The following is a 15,504-nucleotide window of genomic DNA, read 5'->3' as shown; positions in this document are numbered from 1 at the left end:
GAGGTTGTCGCCCCGGCGCAGGGGCCCCCGCAAAGTAGTACTTTGCGGGGAACCCCGAAGGCCGGGGCCGCTATCAGATGCTGGCACATCATCGGCCAGCGGCCCCGGCCTCCGCCGGGGCGACGGGAGAGGCGCGAGCTCATGTCAGCGCCGCATAGATCATCGTCTTGAGCTCGCGACGGATCGGGTAGCTGCTCGACGGCGACAGCTGGGTCATGAAGACCATGTGGATGCGCTCCACCGGATCGATGAAGAAGGCAGTGGAGAACATGCCGCCCCAGTAATATTCGCCGACCGACCCCGGCATCATCGATTTGGCGACGTCCTGCGTCACCGCGAAGCCGAGACCGAAGCCGGTGCCGGCATTGGTCGTCTCGCTGAACAGCGATCGCGACATCCCCGCAAGATCGCCCCCGCCCGGCAAGTGGTTCATCGTCATCAGGTCGATCGTCTTGCGCGACACGATGCGCACGCCGTCCAGCTCGCCGCCATTGAGGCACATCGAACAGAAGCGGTGATAGTCGAGCGCGGTCGACACCAGCCCGCCGCCGCCCGACACCAGCTTCGGCATCCGCGACCACGCCGATTTCACGCCGGGGTCGTACAGCGCGCGGCCCTCGCCGGGCTTCAACGTGTAGCAATCGACCAGCCGGTCGATCTTGTCCGCCGGCACCATGAAGCCGGTATCGACCATGCCGAGCGGCGCAAAGATGTGGCGTTCGAAGAACCGATCGAGCGGCTCGCCCGCCACGCGCTGGACGACCGCGCCCAGCACATCGGTCGCGACCGAATAATTCCACGCCTCCCCCGGCGAAAACTCCAGCGGCAGCGCGCCGAGCGCGGCGACGAAGCCGTCGAGGTCGAGATTGCCGTGCCAGCTTTCGATTCGTTGCTCGCGATAGGCCGCGTCGATGTTGCTGCGGTTCTGAAAGCTGTAGGTCAGCCCGGCGGTGTGGCGGAGCAGGTCGACCATGCGCATCGGCGCGGCGGTCGGCTTGGTGGCAAAGGGCACCCCGGCACCCCCGCCATCATAGACGCCCAGCCCCTTGAATTCGGGCAGCACGTGGTGAACCGGCGTGTCGAGTGCGACCTTGCCCTGTTCGACCAGCATCATGAAGGCGATCGACGTAACGGGCTTGGTCATGCTGGCGATGCGGAAGATCGAGCGATCGTCGATCGGTGTCGGCGAATCACCGCGCGCGGCGCCCTGGTGCGAAAAATGCACCATCCGCCCCTCGCGCGCGACGAGCAGCTGGACGTGCGGAAAACGCCCGCTGGCGAGATATTTGTCCGCCAGGAACGCGTCGATCCGCGCCAGTCGATCGGCATCGAAGCCCAGCTGTCGCGGATCGTGCAAGCTCATGCGGCCTTCCATACCCTTGTTTCGAATCCGGGGCAAAGGCGCTCGCCGCGGACCTGCGTTCCCTATTGCCTTGAGCGGACGACGAATCAACACTAACGTCTCAGCAAAGCGCAAGAGCGCCAAACCCGATCTTCAACTGGAGAGTTTTGCCGTGGCCACCGAACCGTTCATCGCGCTCCCGGCCGGGTGGCCCAAATATTCGCTCGACGAGATCAGGGCGATGCTGACTGCCCCCGGCCAGCGTTTCGAGATGGACGAGGCGGATATCCGCGGCGTGCGCACGCGGGTGTGGAAGAACGCGCCGCCGTCGCTCGCCATGCTGATCGCCTTTTCCAAGTCGCACGGCGACCGCGAGTTCATCGTCTATGAAGGCGAGCGCGTGACCTATGACGCGCATTTCCGCGCGGTGATGCTATTGGCGCAGAAGCTCGCCGACATGGGCGTGGGCAAGGGCGACCGGGTCGCGTTCGCGATGCGCAACCTGCCCGAATGGACGCTGATCTTCTTTGCGGTCACCACATTGGGCGCGATCGCGGTGCCGCTCAATGCCTGGTGGACGGGCGTGGAGCTCGAATATGGCGTCAACGATTCGGGGTCGAAGCTGCTCATTCTCGATGGCGAACGGCATGAGCGGCTGAAGGCGCATTATGCCAACATGCCCGGGGTTGAGCATTTCCTGGTCACCCGCGCGGTTGCGCCGCTGGAAGCCCCCGCCGCGCCGTTCGAGCCGCTGGTCGGCCCGACGAGCGGCTGGGCCCAGCTGCCCGACGCGACGCTGCCGCCGGTGGCATTGTCGATCCAGCCCGACGACGAGGTCGCGATCTTCTATACCAGCGGCACCACCGGCAAGCCCAAGGGCGCGCTCGGCACGCATCGCAACATGATTTCCAACATCTTCTCGACCGGCTACGGCGCGGCGCGGATGCTGCTGCGCCGGGGCGAAATTCCGCCCGCCGCGCCTGAGCCCAAGGTCAACCTGATCGTCATTCCGTTCTTCCACGTGACCGCGTGCAGCGCCTTCCTGATGGGCAATGTCGTTGCCGGCGGCACCATCGTGCTGATGCGCAAATGGGACGCGACCGAGGCCCTGAAGCTGATCGAACGCGAGCGGATCAACGCGACCGGCGGCGTGCCGACGATTGCCTGGCAACTGCTCGAACATCCCGACCGCGCGAGTTACGATCTCTCCAGCCTGGAAACCATTTCCTATGGCGGCGCGCCGTCGGCACCCGAGCTGGTCAAGCGCATCTATGAGGAGTTCGGCGCGCTGCCCGGCAATGGCTGGGGCATGACCGAGACGATGGCGACGGTGACCAGCCATCAGGGCGAGGATTATCTCAACCGTCCCGACAGCTGTGGTCCCGCCGTGCCGGTCGCCGAGCTCAAGATCATGTCGCCCGACGGCACGACCGAGTTGCCGGTGGGCGAGATCGGCGAAATCTGGGCCAAGGGGCCGATGGTGGTGAAGGGCTATTGGAACAAGCCCGAGGCGACCGCGGAGACCTTCATCGACGGCTGGGTGCGCACCGGCGACCTGGGGCGCATCGACGAGGAAGGCTTTTGCTACATCGTCGACCGCGCCAAGGATATCATCATCCGCGGCGGCGAGAACATCTACTCGATCGAGGTCGAGAACGTCCTTTACGCGCATCCCGCCGTCACCGACGCGGCGCTGGTCGGCATCCCACACCGCACGCTGGGTGAGGAGCCCGCCGCGGTCGTCCACCTGTGCGCCGGCTGCACGGCGACCGAGCAGGAGCTGAAGGCCTGGGTCGGTCAGCACCTCGCCGCGTTCAAGGTGCCGGTGACGATCCGGTTCAGCGACACCGTGCTGCCGCGCAACGCCAATGGCAAGATTCTGAAAAAGGATCTCCGCGCGCTTTTCGTGCGCGAGGCAGTGGCCTGAAAGCGGCAGCTTTCTGCTTCGTGCCAGCCGCAGGGCCCAACGCGTTGGATCGGGCGGTTTTCTGATCCTGCGATAATGCGGACAATGCGCCGCGCGAGGCGCTTGAGGTCGCCGCTCCAATGCGCGACCGTGACGCGGGCTCGACACGCGATCGAGCGTTTGGCGCGCGCAGACGGCGGATCTACGCGCGGGAGGGCGGGATGGCCGAGCAGAGCATCGCAGCATATCAAGCGCACACCGGCTTCGATCCGATCGATGCGGTCCGTTATCTGCGCGAGCCGAAGATCGATCCCCATCGCCATTCGGAAACCGACATCCTGCTGTACCGCATGCACCGATATGGGCGCACGGGGGAGATGACCACTGCCGTGCGCGACGGCGACGCGCCCGACCTCATCTTCATGTCGCGCGGTGCCGGCGTACCGGCATTCGGACGCATGGCGGGGACCGCGTTCAAGCTCGAGCCCAATCGGTCGCTGCGGGTCACCTTCGTGCCCCAGGGTGCCGACAGCGAAGTGATTTTCGGCACCAGCGCCCGGTCCACCAACCTCATGTTTCCGCGCGGCTACCTCAATAAGCTGATCGAGGAGCAGCCGAACCATGGCTTTGGCCCGCTGCTGTTCCGTGACGATGCGCGGTTGATCGAACTGATCCGGATGCTTGACGTCGAAATTGCATCGCCGGGCATGGCGTCGCGAATGGTGGTCGAGGGATTGAGCCGGGCGATCGCGTCGCTGCTGGCGCGGATCGACCTTGCCGCGATTCGCGCCGACGCCGATCGCATCCACCTGCCCGCGTGGAAGGTGCGGCGCGTCACCGACTATATCGATGCCAATCTTGCCCGGCCAATCGGTGTGCACGACCTGGCCCGAGTGGCCGGCCTGTCGCCCTTTCACTTTTCACGCGTGTTCAAGCTGGCGACCGGTCAGACGCCCTATCATTTCGTCTGCGAACGGCGCCTGCGCCTGGCGTGCGAGTTGCTGGCAAAGGACGACCTTGAACTCGCCCAGCTGGCCCTGGCATGCGGCTTCGCAAACCAGTCCCATTTCACCACCGCCTTTACCCGCGCCATGGGCATGCCGCCCGGGAAGTATCGCAAGCGACCCGGCACGCATTGACCTTGCCGCGTCAGCCGCGCCGGCGCTGGTTCAGCACCTCGTACGCCATCACCGCGGTGGCGACCGCGGCGTTCAGGCTGTCGGCCTTGCCGAGCATCGGAATCTTCACCCGCAGGTCGCACTGCGCGGCATAGTCGGCGGGCATCCCCTGCGCCTCGTTGCCTGTCAGCAGAAAGGTCGGGGCGGCATAGCGCGGCTGCTGATAATCGACCGCGCCGTCCAGACTCAGCCCGACGAGCTCGCCCGGCCCAGCGCGGAGCCAGCGCAGAAATTCGTCCCACTCCGCGCGCGCGAGCCGCACGGTGAACAGCGCCCCCATGCTGGCGCGCACCGCCTCGACCGAAAACGGATCGACACAGTCGCCGACCAGGATCAGCCCGCCCGCACCGACCGCGTCGGCGGTGCGCAGGATGGTGCCGAGATTGCCGGGATCACGCAGCCGCTCCGCCACCAGCCAGATCGGCGCTGCGCTGCGGTCGATCCGCGCCAGATCGACCGGCAACTCGGCAAAGACGCCGATCACCGCGCCCGGATTGTCCTTGCCCGACAGCTTGGACAGGATGTCGGCGCTCGTCTCGATCGCCTCGCCACCGGCCGCCTCGACATCGGCGACCAGTGCCTCGACCAGCGGGTGTCGCGCGCTCGCGTTCGCGAAGAACAGCCATTGCGGGATATGCCCCGCCTCGCGCGCCTCGGTCAGGATGCGCAGCCCTTCGGCCAGGAACAGCCGCTCGTCGCGGCGGTGCTTCTTGTCGCGGAGCAGCCGCATCCGCTTGATCAGCGGGTTGGAAAAGGCGGTGATGGCGCGTGGCATGGAGACAAATGGCGGTGAGGGGGCTCACTCCTCGCCGAATCGGTCCTCGACCAGCGCGGCCATGGTGGCCACGACCGTGTCGGCATCGGGGCCTTCGGCGCTGATCGTGATCTCGTCACCCATTGCGGCGCCCAACATCATCAGCCCCATGATCGACGTGCCGGTGACGCTGGACCCGTCCTTTTCGACGATCACCTCGCCCGACTGGGTGGAGGCGAGCGTCACGAACTTGGCGCTGGCGCGCGCGTGCAGCCCGCGGCGGTTGCTGATCCGTACGGTGCGGCTGACGCGGTTCAAGCAGCCGCCTCGCCGAGCACCTCGGAGGCGACCGAGATATATTTGCGCCCGGCCTCGCGCGCGGCGGCGACAGCTTCGGCGACCTTCATCGTCTTGCGCGCGCCGCCCAGGCGGATCAGCATGGGCAGGTTGATCCCGGCGATCACCTCGATCCGTCCGGGTTCCATCAGCGAAATCGCAAGGTTGGACGGCGTGCCGCCGAACAGGTCGGTCAGCACGATGACGCCGCGCTGATCGTCGACCGCCTCGATCGCGCGCGCGATGTCCAGCCGGCGCTCCTCCATGTCGTCCTCGGGCCCGATCGAGATCGGGACGATCCGCTCCTGGCGCCCGACGACATGCTCCATCGCGACCACGAACTCTTCGGCAAGCCGACCGTGCGTCACCAATACCAAGCCGATCATGCGCGCAATTTCCCGTGTGGTTCCATTTGTCCCGGCGCGCCTTCCATCATGTCCTGCGGCGCGGTCCCAAGGTCGCGATGGGTCAAGGTGGGCGAAAAGCCCGCGTTGCGCAACCTTGCTGCGAGCCGTTCGGCGACATGAACCGACCGATGTCTCCCCCCGGTACATCCGATCGCGATGGTGACATAGGACTTGCCCTCCGCCGCATAGCGGGGAAGCAGCATGAGCAACAGCGATTCGATGGCGGCGACCGCCTCCGGATAGGCCGGGTCGCCCGCGACATATTCGGCAACCGCGGGATCGCGACCGGTGCCGGGGCGCAGATCGGCCACCCAGTGCGGATTGCGCAGGAAGCGCATGTCGAACACGAGGTCGGCATTGCGCGGCAGGCCGCGCGCGAAGCCGAACGACACGACCGACACGACCGGGCCGCCCTGGTCGGTCAACCCCAGCGTCTGGCGGATGTCCTGGGCCAGCTGATTCGAGGTCAGCTGGGTCGTGTCGATCAGCCGGTTGGCCCAGCGGCGCAGCGGCCCGAGCAACTCGCGCTCACGCTCGATGCCGTCGCTCGCCGGCCGGTCGGGCGCCAGCGGGTGGCGGCGGCGCGTTTCGGAATAGCGCCGTTCGAGTTCGGGGCCTTCGCAATCGAGGAACAGCGTCCCGATGTCGTGACCATGGTCCTCGCGCAGCCGCTTGATCCGCCGGACGATGCTTTCAGCGTCGAAGCCGCGGGTGCGCGCGCCGATGCCGATGGCGAGCGGGCGGTCATCGCCCCAGCTGTCGACCGGTTCGGCCTGGGCAAGCAGCCGGTCGAGCAGCCTGAGCGGCAGGTTGTCGACCACCTCCCAGCCCAGATCCTCCAGCGTCTTGAGCACGGTCGACTTGCCGGCGCCCGACATGCCGGTGACCAGAAGGATGTGCTTGCCCGCCATCGCGGATCAGGCCGCGTCCGGATCGATCAGGCGCAGCGCCATCTCGACCTTGATCGGCGAGGACGGTTCGAGCGCGGGCAGCGGCATGACGCGAATCGCGATGCCCGCCAGCCGCCGCTGCTCAATCTCGTCGGGCAGGCGATCGGGATGATCGTCGACGCGGACGATCATCGCGACGGGCACGTCGCGGACGAAGGGCAGGGGGACGATGCCGACACCGCGCACCTCGATCTTGCCGGCGATCGGTTCGGGCGGCGAGGCGACGAGCTGGCGTCCGCGCCGCTGCACCACGGTATAGTCGTCGCTGATCAGCTGCGCGCCGCGATCGATCAGGCGCAGCGCCAGGTCGGACTTGCCGACGCCGGACCGGCCCTCGATCAGTACCGCGCGGCCCTCGATCGCGACCGCGGAGGCGTGCACCGTTTCGGCGGACAGTTCGGTGGTCACGGCCGCGCCGCCAGCGGCAGCCGCACGACAAAGCGTGCGCCGGTGGTTCGATCCGCCCGTGATTCGACCGCGATCATGCCCTGATGTCCTTCGACAATCGTGCGCGCGATGGCAAGCCCCAGCCCCGAATGCTGGCCGAACGCCTCGCCCTGCGGGCGTACCGAATGAAAGCGGTGGAACACCGCCTCGCGCGCGTCCTCCGGCACGCCGGGGCCCTCGTCCTCCACGGCGACCTGGGCGATGTCGCCGACATGGGTGGCGATCACGCGGATGCTCCCGCGATCGGGCGAAAAGGACAGCGCATTGTCCAGCAGGTTGGCGAAGACGCGCTCCAGCCGCGATCCCTCGCCCATCACGATCAGCGGATCGTCGATCCGCGCGTCGAAGGCGAGCGTGATATCGCGGCTGATCCCCCGGTCGATGCGCGCGCGGACCAGCGCGTCGAGCATGGCGGTCAGCGACACCGGCTCGAACTGCGCGCGGCTCAGCTGCGCGTCGAGCCGCGAGGCATCGGAGATGTCGGTGATCAGCCGGTCGAGCCGCAGCACGTCGTCGCGCACGATCGCCAGCAGCCGCGCCTGCAGCTCCGGGTCGCGGACATTGCCCAGGCTCTCCACCGCCGAGCGCAGCGACGCCAGCGGATTCTTGAGCTCGTGCGTCACATCGGCGGCGAAGGCCTCGGTCGCGTCGATCCGCGCGGTGAGCGCCTGGCTCATGTCGGAGAGGGCGCGGGCCAGCATCCCGATCTCGTCACGGCGCGACGGGAGGCGCGGCACCACCACTTCGCGCGCACGCCCCAGCCGCACGCGCACGGCGGCGCGGGCCAGCCGGCGCAGCGGCCGCACGATCGTGCGCGCCAGGAACAGCGACAGCAGCACCGACACCAGCGTGACGATGCCCATGACCACGCTCAGCCGGTAGCGTTCGAGCCGGACCGTCTGGGTGATGTCGAGCGCGTTGACCACCGACATCGCGACTTCGCCGCTGGGCAGGGGTGAGGCGGCGGTGATCACCGTCGTGCGATCCGGCGCGCGCCATACCGACGCTGCGGCCGACCCGGTGGTGCGCGCCGCCTGGACATCGGGCCAGACATCGCCACGATCGTCGGCGGGCTCGCGATAGAGCGGCGCGCGCGCGGTGCGCACGACCGTGTCGATCACCGCGTCCAGGAACCGCGCGGCGTCCTGTTGCCACGGGTCGCGATCGGGATCGCGCAGCCGGAAATTGCGCAGCCCGAGCGCGCGCGTGTCGAGTTCGAGGCGACCGTCCGTATCGTACAGCCGCAGCCGCGATCCGGTCGATTCCGCGAGGCTGAGGAACAGTGCGCGGCGCTCCGGCCTGGGTGCCGCGGCCATCGCCGCCGCGATCAGCCGCGCCTCCAGCGTCGCGCGCGCGACGCGGCTGTCGATGATCCGCGCGCGATAGGTGTCGAGGTAGAAAAAGCCGCCGGCCAGCAGCGCCAGCGCGAAGATGTTGACGAACAGGATGCGCGGCGTGAGGCTGACGCGGCCCGACCAGCGCAGCGACAGCTCGCGCTCGTCACTCGTCGACGAAGCGATAGCCCGCGCCATACAATGTCTTGATTGCGTCGAAGGTGGCGTCGACCTGGCGGAACTTGCGGCGCACGCGCTTGATGTGGCTGTCGATGGTGCGGTCGTCGACATAGATGTCGTCGTGATAGGCCGCATCCATCAACTGGTTGCGCGTCTTCACAATACCGGGCCGCTGCGCCAGCGTTTCCAGGATCATGAATTCGGTGACGGTCAGCGTGACCGGCTGTCCGGCCCAGGTAACGCCGTGGCGCGACGGGTCCATCGTCAGCCGCCCGCGCACGATGCGCGGCGCGCTTTCATCCTCGGCATCGTCGGCGGCGGCCAGCACCTCTGCCCGGCGGAGCAGCGCGCGGATGCGGGCGATCAGCAGGCGCTGGGAAAAAGGCTTGGCGATGTAGTCGTCGGCGCCCATCGCGAGACCCAGCGCCTCGTCGAGCTCGTCATCCTTGCTGGTCAGGAAGATGACGGGAATGTTTGACCGCTCGCGCAGCCGGCGCAGCAGCTCCAGTCCGTCCATGCGCGGCATCTTGATGTCGAGCACCGCAAGGTCGGGCGGATTGTCGATCAGCGCCTTCAATGCCGCTTCGCCGTCCGAATAGACGCGCGTCGCGAATCCCTCCGCCTGCAGCGCGATCGACACCGAAGTCAGGATGTTGCGGTCGTCGTCGACCAGCGCAATCGAAGCGGTCATCCGGGCCCTGCAGGTTGCGACTGGGCATGGGCCTAGTCCAGTTCGGCGCCGCGCTCAACCGCCTGATCCCGCGACAGCAAGGATGCAGGTGCGGCGGTTTGACGCTGTGCGATTCGCTCATTATGCGCGCTGCATACGTATGCGACGGCACCAAGTGCCGCGATTGCCAAAAAGAACGCCGCGCGCAGTTCGACGCAGCGGCGGAAAAGGAGAGATGCCGGTGATTCAAACGCTGCTTCGGGTGGGCGACGATGTCGTGCCGTTGCCCGCCGACGCGCTGGTGCATGCCAATCTGGAAACCGCCCGGCTGGTCGAGCACGCCATCCTGCGCGGCGAGGGACAGCTGGCGCGCCACGGCCCGCTGGTCGTCGCGACGGGGCGGCATACCGGCCGCTCGGCGAATGACCGGTTCATCGTCCGCGACGCGCAGACCGACCAGACCGTGTGGTGGGGCAAGTCGAACCGCGACATGACGCCCGCTCATTTCGCCGCGCTGAAGACGGATTTTCTGGCGGCGCTGGGCCGGCTGAACCAGCTGTATGTCCAGGACCTGTTCGGCGGATCGCAGCCCGAACATCGCGTCCGCGTGCGCGTCATCACGCAGCTGGCCTGGCACAGCCTGTTCATCCGCACGATGCTCGTCCGCCCGCAGCCGCACGAGCTCGCCGGCTTCGCGGCGGATTACACGATCATCGACCTGCCCGATTTCCGCGCCGATCCCGCGCGCCATGGTTGCCGCAGCGAGACGGTGATCGCGGTCAACTTCACCGAGCGGCTGATCCTGATCGGCGGCACCGCCTATGCGGGCGAGATGAAGAAGAGCGTGTTCGGTCTGCTCAACTATCTGTTGCCCGAACAGGGCATCATGCCGATGCACTGTTCGGCGAACATCGGCCCGGACGGCGACACGGCGATCTTCTTCGGCCTGTCGGGCACCGGCAAGACGACGCTGAGCGCGGACGCGTCGCGCACGCTGATCGGTGACGACGAACATGGCTGGTCCGACACCGCGGTCTTCAACTTCGAAGGCGGCTGCTATGCCAAGATGATCCGCCTGTCCGCCGACGCCGAGCCCGAGATCTTCGCGACCACGCGGCGTTTCGGCACCGTGCTGGAGAATGTCGTGATGGACGAGGTCACGCGCGAGCTCGACCTCGACGACAATCGCCTCGCGGAAAATACCCGCGGTGCCTATCCGATCGACTTCATCCCCAATGCCAGCGCGCGGAATATGGGGCCGGTGCCGCGCAACATCGTGATGCTGACCGCGGACGCGTTCGGTGTGCTTCCGCCGATCGCGCGGCTGACGCCGGACCAGGCGATGTACCATTTCCTGTCGGGCTATACCGCCAAGGTGGCGGGCACCGAGATCGGCGTGACCGAGCCGGAGGCGACGTTTTCGACGTGCTTCGGCGCGCCGTTCATGCCGCGCCATCCGTCGGTCTATGGCAACCTGCTCAAGCAGCGCATCGCCAGCGGCAATGTCGACTGCTGGCTGGTCAATACCGGCTGGACCGGCGGGAAGTACGGCGTCGGCAACCGGATGCCGATCAAGGTCACGCGCGCGCTGCTCAACGCGGCGCTCGACGGCAGCCTGAACGATGCCGAGTTCCGCACCGATCCGAATTTCGGTTTCGCCGTGCCGGTCAGCGTGCCGGGGGTCGATCCTGCGATCCTCGATCCGCGCATGACCTGGACCGACCCGGCCGACTATGACGCGACCGCAGCCCGGCTGGTCGACCTGTTCAACGCCAATTTCGCGCCGTTTGCGGATCATGTCGATGCAGGCGTGCGGGCGGCGGCACCCCGGGTGCGACAACGCGAGGCCGAACCCGCCTGACCGGCCCGACCTGATCGGGCCACCCTTTCAATAAGGAACGTCCGATCATGTCCGAAGACAACGAAGCCCGCCTGTTTCCCGACGATGCCGCGATCGCGGCGGTCGGCAATGGCTTGCTCGACCGCGATCTGCCGCGTCCCGCGTGGACGCACGAGGCGCATCTCGCCGCCTGCGCGTGGCTGATCCGTATGCGCCCCGACATCGATCTGGAGCACGAGCTTCCCGCCATCATCCGCGGCTACAATGCCGCGGTCGGCGGGGTGAACGACGATCACCAGGGCTATCACGAGACGATCACCCAGTTCATGCTGGCGACCGTGCGCGCATTCCTGGCGCGGGCGGAGATGGCGATCCCCCTGGTCGACGCGGTCAACGCGCTGCTCGTCGCGCCGGAGGGGCACCGCGAATGGCCGTTGCGCTTCTATTCGCGCGAACGCCTGTTCTCGGTCGAGGCGCGACGCGGATGGGTTGACCCGGACCTGATCGGGACTGTTCCACGACAGCCGACGATCTGACATCCTGCATGTGTCACGTTTCTCGGCTATGGCCGCATCGATCGGCACAGGGGATGCGCCTGGCCGGGATGGACGGGAGGACCACATGAACATCGCTGCCATGCTTGCGCAACTCGGGGACCATGTCGAACTCGCCAACATGGCGACCAAGCTGGGCCTGCCCGCCGACCAGGTCGAAGCTGCCGTCGCGTCGCTGGCAAAGGCGCATGTCGCGCCGACCGACACGCTGCAGACCGCAGCCGCCGACACGGGGCTGGGCGTCGACCAGCTGCGCCAGATCGTCGAGCATATCGGCGGCGAGGGGTCGCTGACGCGCTTCGTCCAACTGCTCAACGACGAATCGGGCGGCGGCGGCGGGCTGCTGGGCCAGATCGGGTCGATCGCGGGCGGGTTCCTCAACAACAAGGGCTGATCCGCCGCACGTCCGGGAACCCTTGCCCCGGTCATGCGCTTGACGGCCATGCCGACCCTCGACCTGTTTGGCTGGGCCGTGCCGGTCCTGGTCGTCGACCTGAGCACCGTCGCCATCGCCGTCGTCGCGGCGCTGGCGCTTCACTGGCTCGTCTTTCGTATTGCCGGCCGGATCGCGGCGCGGACCCCCGACAGCGGCGACGACATTCTGGTCGCCCATGCCCGGCGCCCGTCGCGGTGGATTCTGGTCGCGATCGCGCTCGCGGCGGTACGCGGTGTCATCCACCTTCCCGATGGCGCCAACCGGCTGTGGACGCTGCTCGCGGGCCTGATCGTGCCGGCGCTGATCGGCTGGCTGGCGATCGCGCTGATCCGCGGCGTCAACGACGTGATCGCGGTCCATGCCGACATTTCCATCGAGGACAATCTGAACGCGCGTCGCAAACGCACGCGCAGCGCGATCCTGGGGCGGATCGCGGTGTTCGTCGTCGGGTTCGTGACCGTGTGCGTCATGCTGCTCAGCATTCCCAGCGTGCGCAATGTCGGCGTGACGCTGATGGCGTCGGCGGGGCTGGCGGGGCTGGCGGTCGGCGCGGCGGCGCAGCCCGCGCTCAAGAACCTGATCGCCGGCATCCAGATGGCGTTTACCGAGCCGATCCGCATCGACGATGTCGTCATCATCGAGGGCGAATGGGGGCGGATCGAGGAGATCCGGCTGACCTATGTGATCGTGCGCATCTGGGACGACCGGCGGCTGGTCGTGCCGGTCAGCAAGTTCCTGGAGGACAGTTTCCAGAACTGGACGCGCACGTCGAGCGCGCTGATGGGCACGGTATTCCTTCACCTCGACCCGCGCGCCGATGTCGCGCGGATCCGCGCGAAGGCGGAGGAACTGGTGGCCGCGCACCCCAAATGGGACCGCCGCGTCATCGGCACCCAAGTCACCGAACAGCGCCGCGACGCGATCGAGGTCCGCGTCCTCGTCAGCGCCGCCGATGCCGGCCGTGCGTTCGATCTGCGCTGCGACCTGCGCGAGGGGTTGATGCGCTACATCGCCGACGAGATGCCCGAGGCGTTGCCGCGCGAGCGCCTGGCGGTCGAGCCGATTACGGCCTGACCAAGCGTCGTCACCCCGGCCTCGTGCCGCTCGCCAAGCGGGCGGACTCTTGCGCGCAAGCGGTGCCGGTGGGGTGTCGCGCAACGTTCGAGACGAGTGCGGGTGGCGAAGTGGACCCCGGCACGAGGCCGGGGTGACGGTCGGCCGGGTATGGCGCCTGAGCCGTCACGCCTGCCGGCTTGCGATGAACGCATCGACGTCGCGCTCGACGACCAGCAGCGGGCGGCCGCCGCCGGCGACCACCAAATCGTTGAAGTCGCGGACGTCGAAGCGCGTGCCGAGCGCGGCTTGGGCCTTGCGGCGCTGGCGATTGATCTCGGTATGGCCGATCTTGTAGCCGCACGCCTGGCCCGGCCACACGCAATAGCGGTCGATCTCGCTGGTCACGCCGTCGATCGTGTCGCCGGTCGCCTCCGCGAACCAGGCGCGCGCCTTGTCGCGGTCCCAGCGCTTCGCGTGGATGCCGGTGTCGACCACCATGCGCGCGGCGCGGAACGCCATCGAGGCGAGATAGCCGAGCCGCCCGACCTGGTCGCCGTCATAGACGCCCAGCTCGCCGGCGATCTGTTCGGCATAGAGTGCCCAGCCTTCCGAATAGGCGCTGAAGCCCATCAGCGTGCGGAGCAGCGGCAGGCGGTTGGCATATTCGCCCTGCCAGACATGGCCGGGGATCGCTTCATGATAGGTCAGCGTCGGCAGGCTGAAGCGGGTATGCATGTCGGTCGAGCGCAGGTTGATCCAGAAGCGCCCGGGCACCGTGCCGTCAATCGACCCCGCGCCGCCATAGGCCCCCGGGGCGCCGATTTCTTCGGCCGGCGCGATCCGCTTAACCTCGACATTGCCCCGGACCAGCGTGCGGAATGCGCCCGGCAGGCGGGGACGCAGATCATCGATGCGCTGGCGGATGAACGCCATGATCTCCGCGCGCCCCGGATCGCCCTCGGCAAAGGTGAAACGCGGGTCCTTGGCGAGCGCGAGCATCCGCGCGCCGACCGAACCGTCGGCATAGCCCAGCCCCTTCAGGATCGCGTCCATCTCGCCATGCAGTTCGGTGAGCTGGCGATTGCCCTCGTCATGCACCTCGTCGGGCGTCATGCGGGTGGTGGAGGCGGCGCGCAACGCCCAGGCATAATAGGCGTCGCCCTGGGGCCGCGCCCACATGCCGGCGTCGGACTTGGCGATCGCGGCATGGCGCTCAAGCTCGGCGAGCTGGCGGTCGAGTGCGGGTTGGATGTCGGCAGTGACGATCCGCTCGGCGCGCGCGGCCCAGTCGCCGGACAGCGACCGGGTGCGATCGCGCAGCGAGGTGACGAGCAGCGACTGGCCGGCGGCTTCGCCCCGGGTCAATCGCATCGCGGTCAGCGTCTTGGCGAGGATGAAGTCGGGGGCGACCACGCCCATGCCGCGCGCGGCGCGCAGGCGTTCGGTTTCGCCGTCGAGCTGCGCGGGAATCGCGGACAGGCGCGCCAGATAGGCGTCGGCGTCGGCCGCATTTTCGATGACGTGGCTGGCGTCGAGGAATTTGGGTGCGTCGAGATAGGCACCCATATTCTGCGCGACAGGATAGGGGCCGTTGCGCCAACCGCCGATCGCGACATCGCCATAACCGAAGCCATAGCCTTCCAGCGCGGTGGCATAGGCGGTCTGCGCGATGTCGAGTGTCTTGGCCGTCTCGCCCCGCGCCTGCGGCAGCACGGCGTCGATGCGGCCGAGCGCATCCTTCAGCCAGGCGCGTTCGGCGGCGACGCCGGCAAACGACCTGTCCTCCATCCGCGACTTGAGCGCGGCACGCGCGCCCCGGTCGATGCCGAGCCCGGTCGCCGATCCGGGCGACAGGCGCAGATAGGATTCGGCGAGATCGTCGGCGAGGGCGGCCGCACGATCGGTGCGGGCCAGTGCCAGATCGGGAAAGGCCGCGACAAAGGCGGCGGAGCCGGCACCGGCGAGCAACTGGCGGCGGGAAAGGGCGGGCATCATCGTCTCCGGTAGGTGTGGTGGTGTGGGTTTAAGTTTGGCCGATTTCTTGACCGGCCGTCACCCCGGCCTCGTGCCGGGGTCCATCGTGCAAGACGCACGGACGTCTGACCTTGGCGTCG

Annotated in this window: 15 protein-coding genes; 6 read left to right on the top strand and 9 right to left on the bottom strand. The window is 67.7% G+C overall.

Features of this window, described 5'->3' with window-relative positions; all coding sequences use genetic code 11:
- Positions 1-139: 139 nt before the first annotated feature.
- Positions 140-1,363 (bottom strand): beta-lactamase family protein, encoded by a 1,224-nt coding sequence (locus tag GO308_RS07335; RefSeq protein ID WP_240884895.1) that lies wholly within the window; start codon positions 1,361-1,363, stop codon positions 140-142.
- A 151-nt stretch (positions 1,364-1,514) separates the two neighbouring features.
- On the opposite strand from GO308_RS07335, the gene GO308_RS07330 reads away from it, so the two are divergent.
- Positions 1,515-3,269: a class I adenylate-forming enzyme family protein gene (locus GO308_RS07330; protein WP_240884893.1), complete on the top strand. Its 1,755-nt coding sequence runs from the start codon at positions 1,515-1,517 to the stop codon at positions 3,267-3,269.
- 200 nt (positions 3,270-3,469) lie between these two features.
- Positions 3,470-4,387 (top strand): AraC family transcriptional regulator, encoded by a 918-nt coding sequence (locus GO308_RS07325; protein ID WP_240884891.1) that lies wholly within the window; start codon positions 3,470-3,472, stop codon positions 4,385-4,387.
- A 10-nt stretch (positions 4,388-4,397) separates the two neighbouring features.
- On the opposite strand, the gene GO308_RS07320 is transcribed toward GO308_RS07325, so the two are convergent.
- Genes GO308_RS07320 through GO308_RS07290 form a run of 7 tightly spaced genes read right to left on the bottom strand, consistent with a single transcriptional unit; the run spans position 4,398 to position 9,525 of the window.
- Positions 4,398-5,201 carry an RNA methyltransferase gene (locus GO308_RS07320; protein WP_066546260.1) on the bottom strand — a complete coding sequence of 268 codons (804 nt, stop codon included), beginning with the start codon at positions 5,199-5,201 and terminating at the stop codon, positions 4,398-4,400.
- Between the two features lie 24 nt (positions 5,202-5,225).
- Positions 5,226-5,498: an HPr family phosphocarrier protein gene (locus GO308_RS07315; protein WP_066546262.1), complete on the bottom strand. Its 273-nt coding sequence runs from the start codon at positions 5,496-5,498 to the stop codon at positions 5,226-5,228.
- Complete coding sequence (locus GO308_RS07310; protein WP_066479908.1) at positions 5,495-5,902, bottom strand: PTS sugar transporter subunit IIA; 408 nt, start codon at positions 5,900-5,902, stop codon at positions 5,495-5,497. The genes GO308_RS07315 and GO308_RS07310 overlap by 4 nt, the downstream gene beginning before the upstream one ends.
- A complete protein-coding gene (rapZ, locus tag GO308_RS07305) occupies positions 5,899-6,834 on the bottom strand; it encodes an RNase adapter RapZ (RefSeq protein WP_240884889.1) in 936 nt (311 codons plus the stop codon). The genes GO308_RS07310 and rapZ overlap by 4 nt, the downstream gene beginning before the upstream one ends.
- A gap of 6 nt (positions 6,835-6,840) precedes the next feature.
- Positions 6,841-7,281: an HPr kinase/phosphatase C-terminal domain-containing protein gene (locus GO308_RS07300; protein ID WP_066546264.1), complete on the bottom strand. Its 441-nt coding sequence runs from the start codon at positions 7,279-7,281 to the stop codon at positions 6,841-6,843.
- A complete protein-coding gene (locus GO308_RS07295) occupies positions 7,278-8,852 on the bottom strand; it encodes a stimulus-sensing domain-containing protein (protein ID WP_240884888.1) in 1,575 nt (524 codons plus the stop codon). Before GO308_RS07295 ends, GO308_RS07300 begins: the two co-directional genes overlap by 4 nt.
- Positions 8,821-9,525 (bottom strand): response regulator transcription factor, encoded by a 705-nt coding sequence (locus GO308_RS07290; protein WP_066479896.1) that lies wholly within the window; start codon positions 9,523-9,525, stop codon positions 8,821-8,823. Before GO308_RS07290 ends, GO308_RS07295 begins: the two co-directional genes overlap by 32 nt.
- Before the next feature lie 223 nt (positions 9,526-9,748).
- Between GO308_RS07290 and GO308_RS07285 the strand changes: the two genes are divergently transcribed.
- From GO308_RS07285 to GO308_RS07270, 4 genes are all read left to right on the top strand, one after another.
- Positions 9,749-11,365, top strand: a complete 1,617-nt coding sequence (locus tag GO308_RS07285; protein WP_240885214.1) for a phosphoenolpyruvate carboxykinase — start codon at positions 9,749-9,751, stop codon at positions 11,363-11,365.
- 47 nt (positions 11,366-11,412) lie between these two features.
- Positions 11,413-11,880: a hypothetical protein gene (locus GO308_RS07280; protein WP_240884887.1), complete on the top strand. Its 468-nt coding sequence runs from the start codon at positions 11,413-11,415 to the stop codon at positions 11,878-11,880.
- An 85-nt stretch (positions 11,881-11,965) separates the two neighbouring features.
- The gene (locus GO308_RS07275) at positions 11,966-12,292 is read left to right on the top strand and encodes a hypothetical protein (RefSeq protein WP_066674725.1); all 327 of its coding nucleotides are present in this window, start codon (positions 11,966-11,968) and stop codon (positions 12,290-12,292) included.
- A gap of 33 nt (positions 12,293-12,325) precedes the next feature.
- A complete protein-coding gene (locus tag GO308_RS07270) occupies positions 12,326-13,408 on the top strand; it encodes a mechanosensitive ion channel family protein (RefSeq protein ID WP_082731180.1) in 1,083 nt (360 codons plus the stop codon).
- 165 nt (positions 13,409-13,573) lie between these two features.
- Here GO308_RS07270 and GO308_RS07265 read toward each other — a convergent pair whose 3' ends face one another.
- Complete coding sequence (locus GO308_RS07265) at positions 13,574-15,382, bottom strand: DUF885 family protein (protein WP_240884885.1); 1,809 nt, start codon at positions 15,380-15,382, stop codon at positions 13,574-13,576.
- Positions 15,383-15,504: the final 122 nt, after the last annotated feature.

The sequence above is a fragment of the Sphingomonas sp. SFZ2018-12 genome (genome assembly GCF_022496715.1).
Taxonomy (GTDB): Bacteria; Pseudomonadota; Alphaproteobacteria; order Sphingomonadales; family Sphingomonadaceae; genus Sphingomonas.
Note: the sequence above shows the minus strand (reverse complement) of the source record. Positions and strands in the feature narration are given on the sequence as shown.

Bases quoted from the DNA above. Each gene is read 5' to 3' on its own strand.
- GO308_RS07265 (WP_240884885.1), bottom strand. From the start codon at position 15,382: ATGCCCGCCCTTTCCCGCCGCCAGTTGCTCGCCGGTGCCGGCTCCGCC.
- GO308_RS07335 (WP_240884895.1), bottom strand. From the start codon at position 1,363: ATGAGCTTGCACGATCCGCGACAGCTGGGCTTCGATGCCGATCGACTG.
- GO308_RS07275 (WP_066674725.1), top strand. From the start codon at position 11,966: ATGAACATCGCTGCCATGCTTGCGCAACTCGGGGACCATGTCGAACTC.
- GO308_RS07290 (WP_066479896.1), bottom strand. From the start codon at position 9,525: ATGACCGCTTCGATTGCGCTGGTCGACGACGACCGCAACATCCTGACT.
- GO308_RS07280 (WP_240884887.1), top strand. From the start codon at position 11,413: ATGTCCGAAGACAACGAAGCCCGCCTGTTTCCCGACGATGCCGCGATC.
- GO308_RS07325 (WP_240884891.1), top strand. From the start codon at position 3,470: ATGGCCGAGCAGAGCATCGCAGCATATCAAGCGCACACCGGCTTCGAT.
- GO308_RS07295 (WP_240884888.1), bottom strand. From the start codon at position 8,852: ATGGCGCGGGCTATCGCTTCGTCGACGAGTGACGAGCGCGAGCTGTCG.
- GO308_RS07270 (WP_082731180.1), top strand. From the start codon at position 12,326: ATGCGCTTGACGGCCATGCCGACCCTCGACCTGTTTGGCTGGGCCGTG.
- GO308_RS07320 (WP_066546260.1), bottom strand. From the start codon at position 5,201: ATGCCACGCGCCATCACCGCCTTTTCCAACCCGCTGATCAAGCGGATG.
- rapZ (WP_240884889.1), bottom strand. From the start codon at position 6,834: ATGGCGGGCAAGCACATCCTTCTGGTCACCGGCATGTCGGGCGCCGGC.
- GO308_RS07310 (WP_066479908.1), bottom strand. From the start codon at position 5,902: ATGATCGGCTTGGTATTGGTGACGCACGGTCGGCTTGCCGAAGAGTTC.